Origin of the sequence: Corynebacterium parakroppenstedtii, from assembly GCF_019754935.1 — a bacterium.
Taxonomy (GTDB): Bacteria; Actinomycetota; Actinomycetes; order Mycobacteriales; family Mycobacteriaceae; genus Corynebacterium; species Corynebacterium parakroppenstedtii.
The window spans coordinates 427,193-442,880 of sequence record NZ_JAGSOA010000002.1 but is presented as its reverse complement, the minus strand read 5'-3'; the positions used below and the strand labels follow the sequence as shown (position 1 = coordinate 442,880).

The 15,688-nt window shown below is 53.7% G+C and carries 11 protein-coding genes and 1 tRNA gene; 6 read left to right on the top strand and 6 right to left on the bottom strand.

Going from position 1 to position 15,688, the window contains the following annotated elements; all coding sequences use genetic code 11:
• Positions 1-70: 70 nt before the first annotated feature.
• The 6 genes from rpsA to KCQ76_RS08395 all read right to left on the bottom strand — a co-directional run bounded on the left by rpsA (position 71) and on the right by KCQ76_RS08395 (position 8,732).
• Positions 71-1,537, bottom strand: coding sequence for a 30S ribosomal protein S1 (gene rpsA / locus KCQ76_RS08420; RefSeq protein WP_046202961.1), 1,467 nt, complete (start codon positions 1,535-1,537; stop codon positions 71-73).
• Positions 1,538-1,826: 289 nt separating this feature from the next.
• Positions 1,827-4,601 carry a DNA polymerase I gene (gene polA, locus KCQ76_RS08415; protein ID WP_046202962.1) on the bottom strand — a complete coding sequence of 925 codons (2,775 nt, stop codon included), beginning with the start codon at positions 4,599-4,601 and terminating at the stop codon, positions 1,827-1,829.
• 109 nt (positions 4,602-4,710) lie between these two features.
• Positions 4,711-5,817: a sulfurtransferase gene (locus KCQ76_RS08410; RefSeq protein WP_082089879.1), complete on the bottom strand. Its 1,107-nt coding sequence runs from the start codon at positions 5,815-5,817 to the stop codon at positions 4,711-4,713.
• A 206-nt stretch (positions 5,818-6,023) separates the two neighbouring features.
• Positions 6,024-6,097 (bottom strand) — tRNA-Leu (locus tag KCQ76_RS08405).
• A gap of 180 nt (positions 6,098-6,277) precedes the next feature.
• Complete coding sequence (locus KCQ76_RS08400) at positions 6,278-7,165, bottom strand: SGNH/GDSL hydrolase family protein (RefSeq protein WP_046202963.1); 888 nt, start codon at positions 7,163-7,165, stop codon at positions 6,278-6,280.
• A gap of 244 nt (positions 7,166-7,409) precedes the next feature.
• Positions 7,410-8,732, bottom strand: a complete 1,323-nt coding sequence (locus tag KCQ76_RS08395) for a threonine/serine exporter family protein (protein ID WP_052722310.1) — start codon at positions 8,730-8,732, stop codon at positions 7,410-7,412.
• A 224-nt stretch (positions 8,733-8,956) separates the two neighbouring features.
• On the opposite strand from KCQ76_RS08395, the gene KCQ76_RS08390 reads away from it, so the two are divergent.
• The 6 genes from KCQ76_RS08390 (at position 8,957) to ureG (ending at position 15,685) form a co-directional block, all read left to right on the top strand.
• Positions 8,957-10,294 carry a DUF4921 family protein gene (locus KCQ76_RS08390; protein ID WP_046202964.1) on the top strand — a complete coding sequence of 446 codons (1,338 nt, stop codon included), beginning with the start codon at positions 8,957-8,959 and terminating at the stop codon, positions 10,292-10,294.
• Between the two features lie 135 nt (positions 10,295-10,429).
• Positions 10,430-10,735, top strand: coding sequence for an urease subunit gamma (locus tag KCQ76_RS08385; protein WP_012731451.1), 306 nt, complete (start codon positions 10,430-10,432; stop codon positions 10,733-10,735).
• Positions 10,736-10,753: 18 nt separating this feature from the next.
• Complete coding sequence (locus KCQ76_RS08380) at positions 10,754-11,950, top strand: sirohydrochlorin chelatase family protein (RefSeq protein WP_052722311.1); 1,197 nt, start codon at positions 10,754-10,756, stop codon at positions 11,948-11,950.
• A gap of 33 nt (positions 11,951-11,983) precedes the next feature.
• Positions 11,984-14,173, top strand: coding sequence for an urease subunit alpha (gene ureC, locus KCQ76_RS08375; protein WP_082089880.1), 2,190 nt, complete (start codon positions 11,984-11,986; stop codon positions 14,171-14,173).
• A gap of 28 nt (positions 14,174-14,201) precedes the next feature.
• Positions 14,202-15,005 carry an urease accessory protein UreF gene (locus KCQ76_RS08370; protein WP_221914841.1) on the top strand — a complete coding sequence of 268 codons (804 nt, stop codon included), beginning with the start codon at positions 14,202-14,204 and terminating at the stop codon, positions 15,003-15,005.
• Between the two features lie 32 nt (positions 15,006-15,037).
• Positions 15,038-15,685 (top strand): urease accessory protein UreG, encoded by a 648-nt coding sequence (gene ureG / locus KCQ76_RS08365; RefSeq protein ID WP_046202966.1) that lies wholly within the window; start codon positions 15,038-15,040, stop codon positions 15,683-15,685.
• Positions 15,686-15,688: the final 3 nt, after the last annotated feature.

Sequence of the window (15,688 nt, the reverse complement as noted above, 5' to 3'; positions counted from 1 at the left end):
TAACGAGTCTGTAGTTGTGAGGCTGGGTTTAACAGCCTGTTTTTAGTCCGAACGAGTCATCAATCCGGATCTAGTTTTCACCACCGGCGAGCTTCTCACGCAACTTAGCGAGCTGCTCATCAGAAGCCAAGGAACCGGAGTCATCTGCAGCGCTCTGCTCAGCTGGCGCGGAGTCACCCTCAGACTCAGAGGAGTAACCCGAGGCTGCGGCTTCCTTTGCCTCTGCGGCACCGGCACGGTGACGCTCGATCTGGGCGGTGTGCATCTCGTGACGACGCTCCGACTCCGCGTACCGAGCTTCCCACTCGGCGCGCTGCTCTTCGAACCCTTCGAGCCATTCGTTGGTCTCGGGATCGAAGCCCTCGGGGAAGATGTAGTTCCCCTGCTCGTCGTAAGAATCGGCCATTCCGTACTTCGACGGATCGAACTCTTCGGTGTAGTCCTCGTCAGCCTGCTTGAGGGAGAGGGAAATACGGCGACGCTCGAGGTCGATGTCGATGACCTTGACCATGACTTCTTCGCCGACGTTGACGACCTGATCCGGAACTTCCACGTGGCGTTCTGCCAGCTCGGAGATGTGGACCAGACCCTCGATGCCCTCTTCAACGCGAACGAATGCACCGAACGGAACCAGCTTGGTGACCTTGCCAGGAACAATCTGGCCAATAGCGTGGGTCCGGGCGAAGACTCGCCACGGATCTTCCTGGGTGGCCTTGAGCGACAGGGAGACACGCTCGCGATCCATGTCGACATCGAGAACCTCGACGGTGACCTCGTCGCCAACAGCGACAACCTCTGACGGGTGGTCGATGTGCTTCCAGGACAGCTCAGAAACGTGAACCAGACCGTCTACGCCACCAAGGTCGACGAATGCGCCGAAGTTGACGATAGAGGAAACGACGCCCTTGCGGACCTGGCCCTTCTGAAGCTGGTGCAGGAACTCGGAACGAACCTCGGACTGGGTCTGCTCAAGCCATGCACGACGGGAGAGCACAACGTTGTTGCGATGCTTGTCGAGCTCGATGATCTTCGCTTCCAGCTCTTGGCCGATGTAAGGCTGAAGATCACGCACGCGACGCATCTCGACCAAGGAAGCGGGGAGGAACCCACGAAGACCGATATCGAGAATTAAGCCGCCCTTAACAACCTCAATAACGGTGCCGGTGACGGGCTCATCCTTCTCTTTAAGTTCTTCGATGGTGCCCCAAGCGCGCTCGTACTGTGCACGCTTCTTCGACAGGATCAGACGACCTTCTTTATCCTCTTTGGTGAGAACGAGAGCGTCGATCTCGTCGCCGACCTCAACTACTTCGTTGGGGTCGATTTCGTGCTTGATGGACAGCTCACGTGAAGGAATGACACCTTCCGTCTTGTATCCAATATCAAGAAGAACCTCATCGTGATCAATTTTGACCACAGTACCCTCGACGATGTCACCATCGTTGAAGTACTTGATGGTGGAGTCGATGGCAGCGAGGAAATCCTCAGTGGAGCCAATGTCATTGACGGCTACCTGAGGGGTTGTAGAAGTGGGCATATGTTAAGTGCTCCGAAACGGATTGTAATCGAAAAACGGACAGGAACGAGCGCGTCACACATGCAAAGAGCCATTCCGTTTCGCGAAGGCTCTTCAGATGATTAACCTCTTGATCTCCTACCGGCAGTGTGTTCCCGTGGCCGTATCATGGCCGCCAGCTGGAATACCGCGACCATATACAACCGAGTCAACGTCGATAAGAAAAGGGAAATAAGAGGCGGACACACGCGCGTCCTAAAATTTATCTCATTTTCCCTGCACTGGCAAACTTTCCGCTGGTGGAAGGCTGCTAATGGCCTGCTTCATTCCAATCGGCACCGACTGCCATTCCAACCTCGAGCGGGACAGCAAGTTCGATAGCCTCATCCATTTCTCTCTGAATAATGCCTCTCACCTGCTCAAGCTCACCATTCGCGACCTCGACGTCGAGCTCATCGTGAACCTGAAGTAGCACCCGTGATGCCAATTTTTCTTTTTCCAACGCAGCATCGACTCGGATCATCGCGACCTTAATAATGTCTGCCGCGGTACCTTGAATCGGAGCGTTCAGAGCTGCGCGTTCAGCATTCTCTCTCGCCTGCCGATTCATGCTGGCGAGGTCTGGCAAATAGCGCCTTCTCCCGAGCATGGTCGACGTATACTCATCTTTCCGTGCACGATCGACAACTTCATTCAGATAGCGCCGCACACCGCCGAACCGTTCAAAATACTTAACCATAATTTTCTTCGCCTCTCTTACAGAAATATCCAGCTGCTGCGAGAGACCATATTCCGACAGTCCATAGACAAGGCCATAGCTCAACGCTTTGACTCGCCGTCGTAACTCAGGGGTTACCTCGCTCACCGGCACATCAAAAACCTGAGAACCGACGAAATTGTGCAGGTCTTCACCACTGCGATAAGCCTCAATGAGGCCTCGATCCTGCGAGAGATGAGCCATAACACGCATTTCGATCTGCGAATAGTCTGCAGTTAATAACGCTTCATACCCTTTACCTGGGACAAAGGCCGCACGTATTTGACGTCCCTCCTCTGTACGGACCGGAATATTCTGAAGATTAGGGTCAGTCGAGGACAAACGCCCCGTGGCAGTCGCAGTTTGGTTGAAAGTCGTGTGAATACGCCCGTCTGACGCGATCGCTTTAATTAAACCATCAAGAGTGCTGACCCTTTTTTGATATTCCCTATGCGCCAAAAGATGGTCGAGGAACGGGTGCGGATGCTTCTCAGCTAATCGTTCGATGGCTTTAGCTGCAGTCGAATATCCCGTCTTTGTTTTCTTTGTCTTAGGAAGTTCCAGTTTATCGAAGAGGACCTCTTGTAATTGTTTCGGACTTCCTAGATTCAATTTAGGCATGTCGACAAGAGCACGGGCTTCCTCAACTTCTTTGGCCAATTTTTCGGCCGTTGAATCCCTCAACGCCGTCATGCGCTCCCTGTTGACCTTGATTCCAGCGCGCTCCATGCCGAACAAGATCGGGACGAGCGGGATTTCAAGGTTTTCGTAAATTGAGTACAAACCCGCCTCATCGAGCTTCTTCGCCAGTTCAGCGGCAAGCTCAAGAGGTGCTTCCGCATTATCGGCCAACTTAGCCCACTCAGGCCACGAAATCCCGGTAACTGATCGGTCATCCTCACCCTCTGACAGTTCCTCCACTTCTAACGACATTTGCCGTCCGGAACGGTGTTCTTCCTCCCATGACACGACGTCATTGTCATAGAGGTCTCGTCCAAGATGGCGTCGCACAACACTCTGAAGATCGAAGCTCGCTAAGTCAGGACGAATTAAGTACGAGGCGAGCCTCGTGTCATGTTCAATGTTCGAAGCGGTAAACCCTTCGCTACTTAACATGTGAAGAAGACCCTTGCCATCGTGTACCACGATTGGACGGTCGGGACCCTGAAGCCATTCCTTCAGTGCGTCGCGGTCATCATCCGTTATCCGACTCATGTTGATGATCGCCGTTTGTTTACCCTGTGTAATAGCTAGGGCCTTCATGTCTGGCGAAGATGGGAGCTTGCTTCCCCACGCTGCGACCCCTGCGGGTTGGTGATCGGTACCTTTCTCCAACCACTGACGGATCTCCCCTTTTTTCAGACCTACACGTTCATAGGACATTCGCTCATGGCGGTTGTCACCCTCCGCTGATCCACCTTGTGTCAGAATGACGGAAAAAACCCTCTCTCGGAGGTTCGTCCCGAACTGAACATCATCGAAGAAGTCGTTGACGTCATTTCTTGCTGACGGGCGGATTTCGCAGTCCTCGGGGCTGCACTTGATGGGGAGGTCACGGACCATTTCGGTCAGCTCGCGGGCTTGAATCACAGTGTCAATATCCCGCCGAAGTGCATCACCGACTTTTCCGCCGATGTCGTCGATATTGTCAATTAAGTTATTAAGTGACCCGTACTTGTTTATCCATTTCTGGGCGGTTTTAGGCCCTACCCCGGGTACTCCTGGCATATTGTCAGAAGTGTCGCCCCGTAAAGCTGCAAGGTCCGGATATTGTGTCGGGGTCACCCCGTACTTTTCTTCCACAGCGCCGGGAGTGAACCGAGCGAGGTTGCTGACTCCGCGGAGCGTGTACAACACGGTCACGTCATCGGTAACGAGTTGCAGTGAATCCCTGTCACCGGTGCAGATATAGGTGTCAAAGCCCTGCTCGTGGCCCTGGGTAGCGAGCGTCGCAATGACGTCATCAGCTTCGTATCGTTTGTAATCGACGGTGGTGATTCCAAACGTTTGTAATGACTGACGAATGAGCTCAATTTGTCCTTTAAATTCCGGAGGTGTTTCCGGACGCTGGGCCTTATAATCAGCGAATTTTTCAGATCGAAAAGTGGGACCAGCCAGGTCAAAAGCTGCGGCGATATGGGTCGGCTTCTCTTGTTCGAGAAGGGTCACCAGCATGGATATAAAACCATATACAGCGTTCGTATGCTGACCTGACGAATCAGTAAACTTGTCGGCCGGTAACGCGTAAAAGGCGCGGAAAGCCAGAGAGTGGCCGTCGAGAAGAAGCAACTTCTTCTTCGTATCCTCAACCTCGTTGGCAGACACCATGTACTAGGACTCCTTCGCTCTTATTTTCTGTGGCTGGTCGGTGGTTATTCTTCTTAAAATACGACGTGAAACATGGCGGTTTTACATGCGACGACGTACGCACAGACCCTTACCGCGCAGCCCCCTGGGAGATCGGCCGATCGGTTGCCGAGTACTGCGACCACGATCCGGGATACAACCGAGCTTGAATTCCCGCATGAGCCAACGCCACGATTTCATGAGTGGCGGTGACTCCAGATCCGCAGTACACAATGGGTGATTCCGCCAACGATTGCCCCTCCCGCTTCTCGACGCCAGCATCATTCAGACGGGACGCCACATGGTCTGAGTCAAGGAAGTACCCTTTATCATCAACGAGATCACCGTGGAAAAGGTTGAGAGCTCCTGGAATATGCCCAGCGCGACTATCCATCGGTTCATTATCCCCTCGGTAGCGTTCTGGTGCGCGAGCATCAATAACGATTCCCTCGCCGGGGGACGCTGCCGCGTCATCGATAGAGACAATCCATTCGGCATTGAAAGGCTCCGCGGTAAAGGCTCCCGCTTCCTCTGGCTCAGTCACATCGTCACCATCATCAAGGAAGTGCTCAGCCAACTGTCGACTCCCCTGCCCGGTCTCATCGGTCTTATGCGCCTGTTCACAATACTCGATCCATGCGTTAAGCCCTCCATCCAAGACCGCGGCTCGGTGTCCACTCGCCCGTAAGAGCCAGACTAATCTCGACGCAGATGCTCCGCCTGCATCGTCGTAAGCGACAACGATGGTGTCATCCGCGATTCCACTGACTTCCATGGCTGCAGCAAAGCTCTCCTCTAAGGGCAGTGGATGCCTTCCTTCTTCTTTCGAAGCCGGTCCGGCGAGCATGCTATCTAAATCGATGAAGACCGCGCCTGGGATATGTCCCTTTTTGTACGCGTCATATCCTGAACGTCCATCCAGGTACCACCTCACATCAGCGACAACGACGGGGCATGAGGCCAAGGGTTGTGACCGATATAGATCCTTACCCTCTTCCTCTTCGCGGAGGTATTGTTCGAGACGACGGCGCTCTGCTTCAGAGAGGTCATCTGGATGGGCCAAAGCACGCTCGATCCATTCTGATTTCCGACGAGCGGCCTCTCGTTGAGCTTTTCGCTGATGTTCGTGGGCCGCGGAGTCGTGTTGGAGCTTTTGCAGTTCCTGAACGGAAACGACCCAAGGCAACTCATTGTTCATGATTCCATGGTACGAAATGCAACAGAACCGTGCGCTATCGATCTGGGGTGAGGATAATAAGAATTTTGGATATCCCCGTGTGGCTCTATTTTGGCTCTGAAAGAGCTGAGTGAGATATAAAAGATAAGGCCAACACCGTGTGACACAAGCCACGCCTACCAATTTTCCGAAGTAAAAACCGCTGGTAAAACGCTTAAAAAGACTAGTGCCCCGGGTGAGACTCGAACTCACACTGGACGGGTTTTGAATCCGTTGCCTCTGCCAATTGGGCTACCGGGGCTGGGGTCCGGCGGATGCGATTGCTTACCGTCTCCGACGAACACGGGGAAGAAGTATACGGGACCCTACTTCAACAAAGAAATCGGCCGGTCAGGGTGGGAATTTTAACCAAACTAGTTCCACACCCTGTACTACCGCGAGTTGAGTCCCGAATAGTTAAAGGACTGTACTACTACCTGATTTAGACCTGTGCGGAAATCGCATCGGCCATACGTTGCTGTCCAGCAGCGGTTGGGTGGATGGGGAGCGTGTTATCGGGCAGACCAAGCAACGAGCTGCTTGACTGGCTGCCGATGCCACCGTCGCACCAACCCTTTTCCTCGTTCGGAGGAGCAACATACTTCACGCCAGTTTGCTGAGCAGCTTCCTTCATGACGTTGTTCACTTCGTCGATGGTTTCTGCAATGTACGCACGTTCATCACGGGTAGCGACACCATCATTGAGGCACCAGATGTCGGCTTTCGCAGCGTTCATGTATCCAGTGATCACGACCTCCGCATTCGGAGCACGGTGCTTGATGTCGTTAATGATGTCTACTTCGCGCTGCAGCAGGGTACGACCGTCGGGACCGGGTCCGTAAATCGACTGCTTCATGATTGCCTGGGTGTTCGTCCGGCAGTCCACGCCTAGCCCGGTCACAGCCCGGAAGAAGCATGCAGGGAAGGCAAACGCTGTACCGGCGTCGTTACCACCGAGTGTGAGAGTCACCAATTTTGTATCGGGCGTGACACGCTCGCGTTGTCCCGTCAACGCCGAGAATGGAAGGGCATGGTTCTGAGGCAAGTCGTAGTTGAACGTGAATGCCCACGCGCATGTTGCGTCATCCAGTTGGAGTCCACGTTGCTGAGCCAATTTGTGAGCGTAGTTATCAGTGGATGCCACACACCCCGGGTTCTTGGTGAGCTCCGGAGTGGTCAATGAACCCACCGAAGCGTACGAGTCACCCAATGCGACGTATTTGTCACCTTGTTCAAGAGCGCTAGCAGTTGGTGTAGATGCCACAGCTCCCATCACTGCTGTACACACAGCCAAAGCAAGCGAACCGACGATCTTCTTCGGAGATTTCATTTTTCCTTCTTCCAGGCGTGCCAAGGGACGACTAATTCTAAAATGATAGCAACGCCAAACAGAAATCACAGCGAATCTGCAGCTAAACTCGTTAAACAGTAGCGGGTGACAACGGCTCCATAACTTGCGCTACCACGGCTTTTACCGGCCACAACTCATCCCCCATTCGGTTGTAGCCACCTCCCCTGCTACCAGCATTTTCGCAACCGTCGTAGCTTCGCTCTTAGATATGCTTACGCACCTTTTAATCAGCCGAATGATCGGGACGACGCGCAAAATCGATATACCGATGCCGAGCCCAAGAGTCATCGGCAGCGAGCCGCGCAATAACCAGACCCGCCGCAATGGCAAAAACCTGCAACGATGCTGTCACCGTGTGAGTGAGCGCGTCGTTAATATTGCCGTCATTAAGGTAATAAATTCCTCGGAACATTTCCGTCCCTGGAATCATGATGACGACTGCCGGTATCGTCACCGTGATACGTGGAATATACGAGCGATCACGAATTAGATTAGCTATTAATCCGACGCACAGTCCCCCAATTAATCCCGCAACCTGCGTCGGAATCCCTATGAATAAACAGGTAAATTTAACGACGTTCGCAATCGCACCCACTACCGCTGCAATAGCAATCATTCGTCGTGATGAATTGAAAAGCATGGCGAAACCGGCAACACCACAAATACTGGCTATTCCGGCAACGATAAGCCATGACCACTCGGTCGTCCCACTTTGAGCCGGCACTGACGGCTCAAGCCCCGTGCATGCGGAGACAATCCACGCCGCCATGGTTGCTGAGACAATGATCTCAAAAGCGTAAACAAAACGCTCCCACCCCGCGGCAATATCTAATCTGGCCAGGTCAACCAAAGCAGTAAACAGCGGAAAACCGGGAATCAAGAACAACATAGCCGCCACATAGCCCTGGCCCAGCGTCTGCTCCGACCGCCCCCAGGGAGTCACGAAGAAGAGCTGACTCAAACCGAAATACACCAGACAGGCCACTATTCCGGAAACCGCTGTCGTCCCTAATTGATTGAAATGCTTACGCGCAAAATACATCCTTACGGTTTGACCAAATAAGGCGCTAATAGCAACTGCTACAGCCGAATCAAAACTAAACCGATTTAAAATTGCGAACGCCGAACATGCCACCGCCGCAGCACAGGCAAGTGCAACCCGATTCCACCTGGTTCGTCGATTGTTTTCTATTTTATCGAGCTTTTCGTGGACCCACTCTGCGGTAATTTCAGAGGGAAGATGGTGAGTCAGATCTTCGACAGCTTCAATAAGAGAAGAATCGACGCCGTACTTCTCTAAAGTACTGATTTCCGTTCGGAAGTTATTCCCTCTGCGCCCGGTAAAGCGGATACTCGACATCGTGATCGACGCGTCGAACCGATCGAAGCCCAAGGACCGGGCCGTGCGTTTCATCGCCCGAATAACTCGATATACGTCGGTCCCAGCAGAGAGCAAGATCTCCCCCACGCGTAACACAGCATCCGCATCGATCCCCATGCGGGGGTCACGCTCGTGGGGAATAAGCTGCTGACCTTCAGTATCCACTATTCATCGCCCTTTAATGTCTATAGCCGTTGTCTTTTCTTCTTTTTTCCGACAAAACAAGAAATGACCAACACGGTCCAATAATGTTTTAGCAACCGTGCTCATTTAACACCGACATAAGCGCGAGTTAAACACCGACGCACGCGTGAGCGCCGAAACGGCTCCGTCATGTCGTCGGGAACCAAGGTCGCGATCATGTCATCCACCCGCTAAAGTTTTCGCTCGTGAGTACTCCTGTCGCCCTGCCTCTCGCACCTCTAACAACTCTTGCCGATGGAACCATCAAGCAGGTCAACCCTTTTACAGGAACCGAAGTGTGGACTGTACCTGGGCGGGGGAACCGACCAATCTCGCACCCCACCCCAGAAGAGCACCCGGTCACTCCACACGATCGCGACCATGAGTGTGTATTTTGTGCCGCACGATATAGAGAGACTCCTCCGGAGAAAGCACGAGTTGTCGTCGACAACAACAAGTGGGCGACCCTCTACCGGTTAAAAGAGAGTCAACTGAATGACTCAGTCGCCGAGTTCAGGCGTGTTCCCAACCTCTTTGAGATTCTCGGATACGAATATTGGCGCGCAAACCACGGGTTCGCGATGGATCCGGAAACCTCAACCCACATGAACGATTACCTCAGCGAACCTGCAGGAAGGCAACATGTGCTGAACATTATCGCGACACGTCTACGCTCCGCGGGAACACCTGAATCGGAAATCAAAGACACGCCGGAAGCCGAGCTTCTCAAGCGCGCACCCGCCTACTTTGCGGGTGGACACGACGTCATCGTGGCCCGTCGGCACTTCACTGACGACGCCACCTCGAGCGGCCAACTCGCCTCCAGCGGCACGTTAACGCCGGAAGAGCATTACCAATTCATCAACTTCACTGCTGACGCAATGCGGGACCTCTATTCACGCAACCGCTACGCACGATATGTCGCTGTGTTCCAAAACTGGCTGAAGCCTGCGGGCGCAAGTTTCGATCACTTACATAAGCAGCTCGTCGCTATCGACGAGCGCGGGGCACAAGCTGAGCTCGAGATCGCGCGGCTACGGTCCAACCCCAATATGTACAACGAGTGGGCCGTTGATTATGCCGGCTATCACAATTTGATCATCGCCGAGAACACCCACGCCATCGCTTTCGCTGGGTTCGGGCACCGCTACCCGACTATCGAAATTTACTCTCGATCAGCAACCTGTGAACCGTGGAAGCTCAGCGAAGAAGAAATGCGAGACATGAGCGACCTCATTCACGCATGCCACGCGGCAACCGGCTCGGACGTCCCGTGTAATGAGGAATGGCACCACAAACCAATTGACCTCGATATCCCCATGCCATGGCGAGTAATGATCAAATGGCGAGCATCAAACCTTGCCGGTTTCGAGGGATCGACCAAGGTATATCTGAACACTATTTCGCCGGAAAATATCCGGCAGCGCATGTCGAAAAGGCTTAGCCAATTGCGCGAGGAAGGTCGACTGGCTGATTCAGTTCTTATCGCGGGCGAATTGACGTACCGCCGTAATTCGCTGAAATACAATCCGGCTCTTCGGTAAAGATTTACATACTCGCAACATAAAACCAACGATTCATTCTTCACATGATGGCAACGTGAGTGGCGACCATCATGTCGAGCCAGGGTTGTACACATCACACCCGGAGCTTTGTTGCGCGCGTAAGGAGCCATATCAATGAATCTCTCTCCTCGTGAGACAGATAAATTATTAGTATTTCTTGCAGCTCAAGTGGCTCAACGCCGACGGGAACGGGGTGTCAAACTCAACCACCCCGAAGCGATTGCTCTAATTTCCGACGCCGTCATAGAAGCAGCACGCGATGGGAAGAGCGTGGCCGAAGCAATGCACATCGGGACGACGGTCCTCACTGCCGACGAGGTGCTGGACGAAGTCCCAGACATGGTCTCGCTGGTCCAGGTAGAAGCGACTTTTCCCGACGGAACAAAACTCGTCTCCGTCCACGACCCCATCCGCCACTAGACGCGCCGGGAACTACCGATGATTATTCTTTTTTGTGGCGCCGAAGCCCACAATGACGAGCTCATTCGCGAAGTAGCCAGCCGACTCCATCAGTTCCGTCTAGTCGATGTAGCCGAAATTGACACAGCTGGAACGGGCTCAGCGGCCCGTGACTCTATGCCAGGCGGTCATAATCTCGAGCCGATCGTTCTCACTCATTCAACAAGTGAAGTAGCACGAGCCCTCACCGCCGGGCATCACGAGAATCTTTCAAGCGACGATGGCCATTCACCGTCGACCTCACCTGATAATCAGCCTCCCACTGTCATCATCCCTATGACTGCGGGACGAGACCTCCACAGCATTACAGCACTAGCGCAAGCGATCCAATGGTGGAAACGCAGCCGGCCTTCAGCGCGAGTAATTATTTCTGATCCGATCGGGAACTCAACGACACGCGTATCGGCTCTACGTGCAAACATGCGCTCCCATCCAGCACATTCGTACGTCGTCGTATCAGTAGCTTTAGATCCTTTTTTCGACGCCGATCTGTTTCGTGATGCCCGGTTAGCATGGCAGTACAGCAATTCTGAGACTTCTGTGGCCTTTGATGGAGCGGCTCCGGGCCTTCCGGAGGCTATTCACCGTGCTGAGATTCTCTTCGAGGACCAGATGGGCAACCAGGCGAACGAGTCCGGCGTGGAGCGAATCGTCGTTCTTAGAGCAGACCTTCTGCCGCCGAATAAGGGCGGTTATCAAACCGATGGACGAAGCTATCACGAGGTCGCGTTATGGTCGCCGTCGGCACTCGCTGTGCTGATTGAGACAAATGTTGTTCGTGCTCGTGAGGCTGCTGCCGACGTATTCAATTCCTCGGCGGAGAACGATGCAGCTCATGGCATTGATGGCAATCAATCCTCTGACGATCCGTCATCACGCCACGGTGGCCAGTTCTTCCCCGTCGTGGGATTGGAAGAGGCACTGTGGGCTGATCATGACTCGGGCTTCGCGCATAGTCATGCCCATGATGAGGATGACTCCGAGGATGGGCATGCTCACTCACACATACATCCCCACTCCCACATTCATTCACACCACCACCCTCACCCCCATACGCACTCGCATACGCATTCCCATGGGCATGCCCACCACCATCATGTCGGGCATACCCATTCTCACGGCCACTCACACAACTACCTTCACGAACACGAAACGGGTTCGTCTCAGGGCTGTTAGAACAATAAATCGCCACGCAATCACGAGGACATCATGAGCACTGCAAATAGATATATCTACGACGACGGAACAATCACTATTAACCCGGGTAAAAGGACACTCACGCTACGAGTCACCAATACCGGGGACCGGGCCGTACAAGTGGGAAGCCATTTCCATTTCTTCGAAGCCAATCGCGAATTACTCTTCGATCGTCATCGGGCATGGGGTATGCACCTCAATATTCCAGCGGGATTAGCTGTCCGATTCGAACCCGGCGATTCGAAAGAAGTTCAATTAGTTGATTTTGGTGGGCGCAGAATCCTGCATGGCTTTAGTGCTTTGGTGGAAGGTGACCTCGACGATCCTGCCATTCGTGAGCAGGGTTTCCAGCGCGCACAGGAGCGCGGTTTTAAAACAGAATCTGTACCTGACGACGAGTTGCCCGCCGACCGGGGTCCGTACTCTATTTCCAAAGCGGAATATGGTTCCATTTATGGCCCGACGACGGGCGATCGCATTCAGCTTGCCGACACCAACCTCGTTATCGAATTAACTGATGATGCTAATTCGCGATCGTATGGGGACGAATCGGTCTATGGCGGCGGCAAAGCCATTCGAGATGGGATGGCGCAGGACACTCAAGCTTCTGATGCGGAATCCGTTGACACTGTTATTACGAGTGCGCTCATCGTTGATGCGATGACGGGGATCATTAAGGCCGATATCGGGATTAACGATGGGCGAATTGTCGGAATTGGCAAGGCGGGGAACCCGCATACCCAGGATGGCGTTGACCCTCAGCTAATCATTGGGCCCAATACTGAAGTTATCGCAAGCGAACACCGAATTGTGACTGCCGGCGGGATTGATTCGCATATCCATTTTATTTCTCCTCAACAAGCCGAAGAAGGATTATCAAACGGAATTACGACGTTTTTCGGCGGCGGAACCGGTCCTGCCGAAGGAACAAAAGGGACTACCTGCACGCCGGGAGAAAGTTCCATCGGCATGATGCTGCGAGCTGCCGACGATATGCCGGTCAATATCGGAGTGCTTGGCAAAGGATCGGGCTCGCTTCCCGAAGCTTTAGAGTCGCAAATTGCAGCTGGGGCCGCAGGATTAAAGATTCATGAAGACTGGGGAGCAACACCAGCCGTGATTGATAACGCTCTCAAGGTCTGCGACAAGCACGATGTTCAGCTTGCCATCCATACTGACACGCTAAACGAAAGCGGATTCTTCGAAGACACTCGCGATGCCATCGGGGACCGAACCATTCACACCTTCCACTCCGAAGGCGCTGGTGGGGGTCATGCACCCGATATCCTCCGTGTGACGGGAATGCCTTCGGTGCTCCCCGCGTCAACGAACCCCACTCTCCCCTACACGGTCAATAGTGCCGAAGAGCTCCTCGACATGGTGATGGTTTGTCACCATCTGTCTCATGACATTCCGGAGGACGTATCTTTCGCGGAATCCCGCGTCAGACCCGAAACTATCGCTGCTGAAACGGTTCTTCACGATAGAGGGATCATTTCAATTTTCAGTTCGGATTCACAAGCGATGGGCCGTGTTGGGGAGACCTGGACCCGTGCTTTTCAAACTGCACACCATTGCAAAGCAGAGCTCGGTCCTCTCCTCGAGGACTGCCAACCAACCCCTGAGCACTCGGCGTCAACTGAGTCAACAGACTCCACGGACACAGAGTCCACGTCACGCAATGACAACCATCGCATCCTTCGCTACGTCGCTAAAGTGACGTGCAATCCCGCGATCGCCGCCGGGGTCAACGACTACATCGGGTCATTGGAAGTCGGAAAATTCGCCGATATTGTTCTGTGGCCGGTGTCGTCGGTTGCTGCAAAACCGCAGCTCGTGATTCGCAGCGGTCACATTTGCTGGTCCCTGATGGGCGACCCCAATGCCTCTCTCCCTACCCCGGAGCCAGTCGTGTACCGACCCATGTTTGGCAATCGCGGTCATGCGCTTCCCCACAGCCGGATCACGTTCATGTCTTCCGAAGCTATTAACGACGGTGTGCCCGACAAGTTGGGCCTCACCAGCACTGTTTTGCCCGTTCACGGTTGTCGACACATTGGAAAGAAGGACATGGTGAGGAACTGTGAGCTACCGGAAATCACCGTGGACCCCGATACTTACGAGGTTCGGGCCGACGGTGAACCGCTCACCATCGCGCCCGCTAACAAGCTTCCCTTAGCTCAACTGCACTACTTGTTCTAACACGACACATCGGTGACAGCTTTGAATCATGTCTTCTTCCAATAATCTCGACGCGACCGTGAACAGCACTGATAGGTCTGGACGGCAATCGATGTTTCCGACCTTCCTATCAGCCCTCCAATGGACAGACACGGCGTTCCCTTCGGGAATATACACGCTCTCGCACGGGCTCGAAGGGCTGTCTCAGTGCCACTGGTTAGACAGCGCTTCTCTCACAGACACTGTTCGCGAGCTTATTACCGGCGTCGTCGCCCCTACCGATGGAATTGCAGCGGCATTGGCGTGGACCTGGGCGCAGGAGTGGCGACGATCCGCATCAGCCGCGATGCCCGCGAATAGCTCTACACACTCCACAACGGGGACACTTCGAATCATCGACGAGGTCCTCTTGGCAACAAAACCTAGCGATAATGCACGACGCGGGAGTGTGCGCGTCGGAAAGCAATTATTGTCGATGGCCGACGACGTGCTGCACCCCGATGACGACACACCGGTAGGAAAACTGATCAGCGACGTACGCAAAGGAAATGTCATAGGTAACCAGGCGATAGTCGCTGGAGTCATTCATCATCACAATGGATTGTCTCAGGAAATGGCGGTGTCCTGTGAACTGTTCTCATTCGCGGCTGGAGCCTGTTCCGCGGCGGTTCGATTAAGCGTGGCTGACCATATCAGTGCCCAGCAGGTTGTGAATGAGGTGGGATCAGACATCGCCGAATGTGTACAGATGTGCTGCGATTCATCCGTTGACGATATAGGAACACTAAGCCCTGCTTTGGATGTCGCGTGTGCGGCACATGAATCCGCCCCCGCGCGACTATTTATTAATTAATTATTACTAGTACGAAATGTGAGGATTTCGCTATGGCACAGAATGACCCAAGCCATGAAGAACACCCGATTTATCGCATCGGATTTGGCGGTCCCGTCGGCTCAGGAAAGACAGCAATTATCGAGGCACTCGTGCCCACGTTGATCGAGCAAGGTCATAGCGTGGGAATCATCACGAATGATATCTACACCCAAGAAGACGCGAACCACATCCGTCGGGAACTAAATGGAATTCTCGACCCGGCGCGAATTGTCGGGGTAGAAACAGGATCCTGCCCCCACACGGCTGTCCGGGACGATCCGACGATGAATTTGATGGCGGCGGCAGAGATGGTCGAGCGCTTCCCGGATATCGACACTTTGTTGTTCGAATCGGGTGGCGATAATTTAACGCTTACTTTTTCACCGGCGCTTGTGGAAACATACGTGTTTATTCTTGACACGGCGGAAGGTGACAAAATGCCTCGGAAACGGGGACCGGGTGTCACGGAATCGGATCTTCTCATTATCAATAAGACGGATATTGCGCCCTATGTCCGGTGTGATCTGGACAAGATGGTCGCTGATGCGAAAGAGGTGCGAGGTGGTCTCCCCGTGTTACCGACGAATGCGTTAACGGGTGATGGGCTCTCCGAGCTTGCTGAGTTTGTGGAAACACAGCGAAAAGCTCACCAGGGGTAGGGC

Bases quoted from the DNA above. Each gene is read 5' to 3' on its own strand.
- KCQ76_RS08380 (WP_052722311.1), top strand. From the start codon at position 10,754: ATGATTATTCTTTTTTGTGGCGCCGAAGCCCACAATGACGAGCTCATT.
- KCQ76_RS08385 (WP_012731451.1), top strand. From the start codon at position 10,430: ATGAATCTCTCTCCTCGTGAGACAGATAAATTATTAGTATTTCTTGCA.
- KCQ76_RS08370 (WP_221914841.1), top strand. From the start codon at position 14,202: ATGTCTTCTTCCAATAATCTCGACGCGACCGTGAACAGCACTGATAGG.
- KCQ76_RS08400 (WP_046202963.1), bottom strand. From the start codon at position 7,165: ATGAAATCTCCGAAGAAGATCGTCGGTTCGCTTGCTTTGGCTGTGTGT.
- ureC (WP_082089880.1), top strand. From the start codon at position 11,984: ATGAGCACTGCAAATAGATATATCTACGACGACGGAACAATCACTATT.
- KCQ76_RS08410 (WP_082089879.1), bottom strand. From the start codon at position 5,817: ATGAACAATGAGTTGCCTTGGGTCGTTTCCGTTCAGGAACTGCAAAAG.
- rpsA (WP_046202961.1), bottom strand. From the start codon at position 1,537: ATGCCCACTTCTACAACCCCTCAGGTAGCCGTCAATGACATTGGCTCC.
- ureG (WP_046202966.1), top strand. From the start codon at position 15,038: ATGGCACAGAATGACCCAAGCCATGAAGAACACCCGATTTATCGCATC.
- polA (WP_046202962.1), bottom strand. From the start codon at position 4,601: ATGGTGTCTGCCAACGAGGTTGAGGATACGAAGAAGAAGTTGCTTCTT.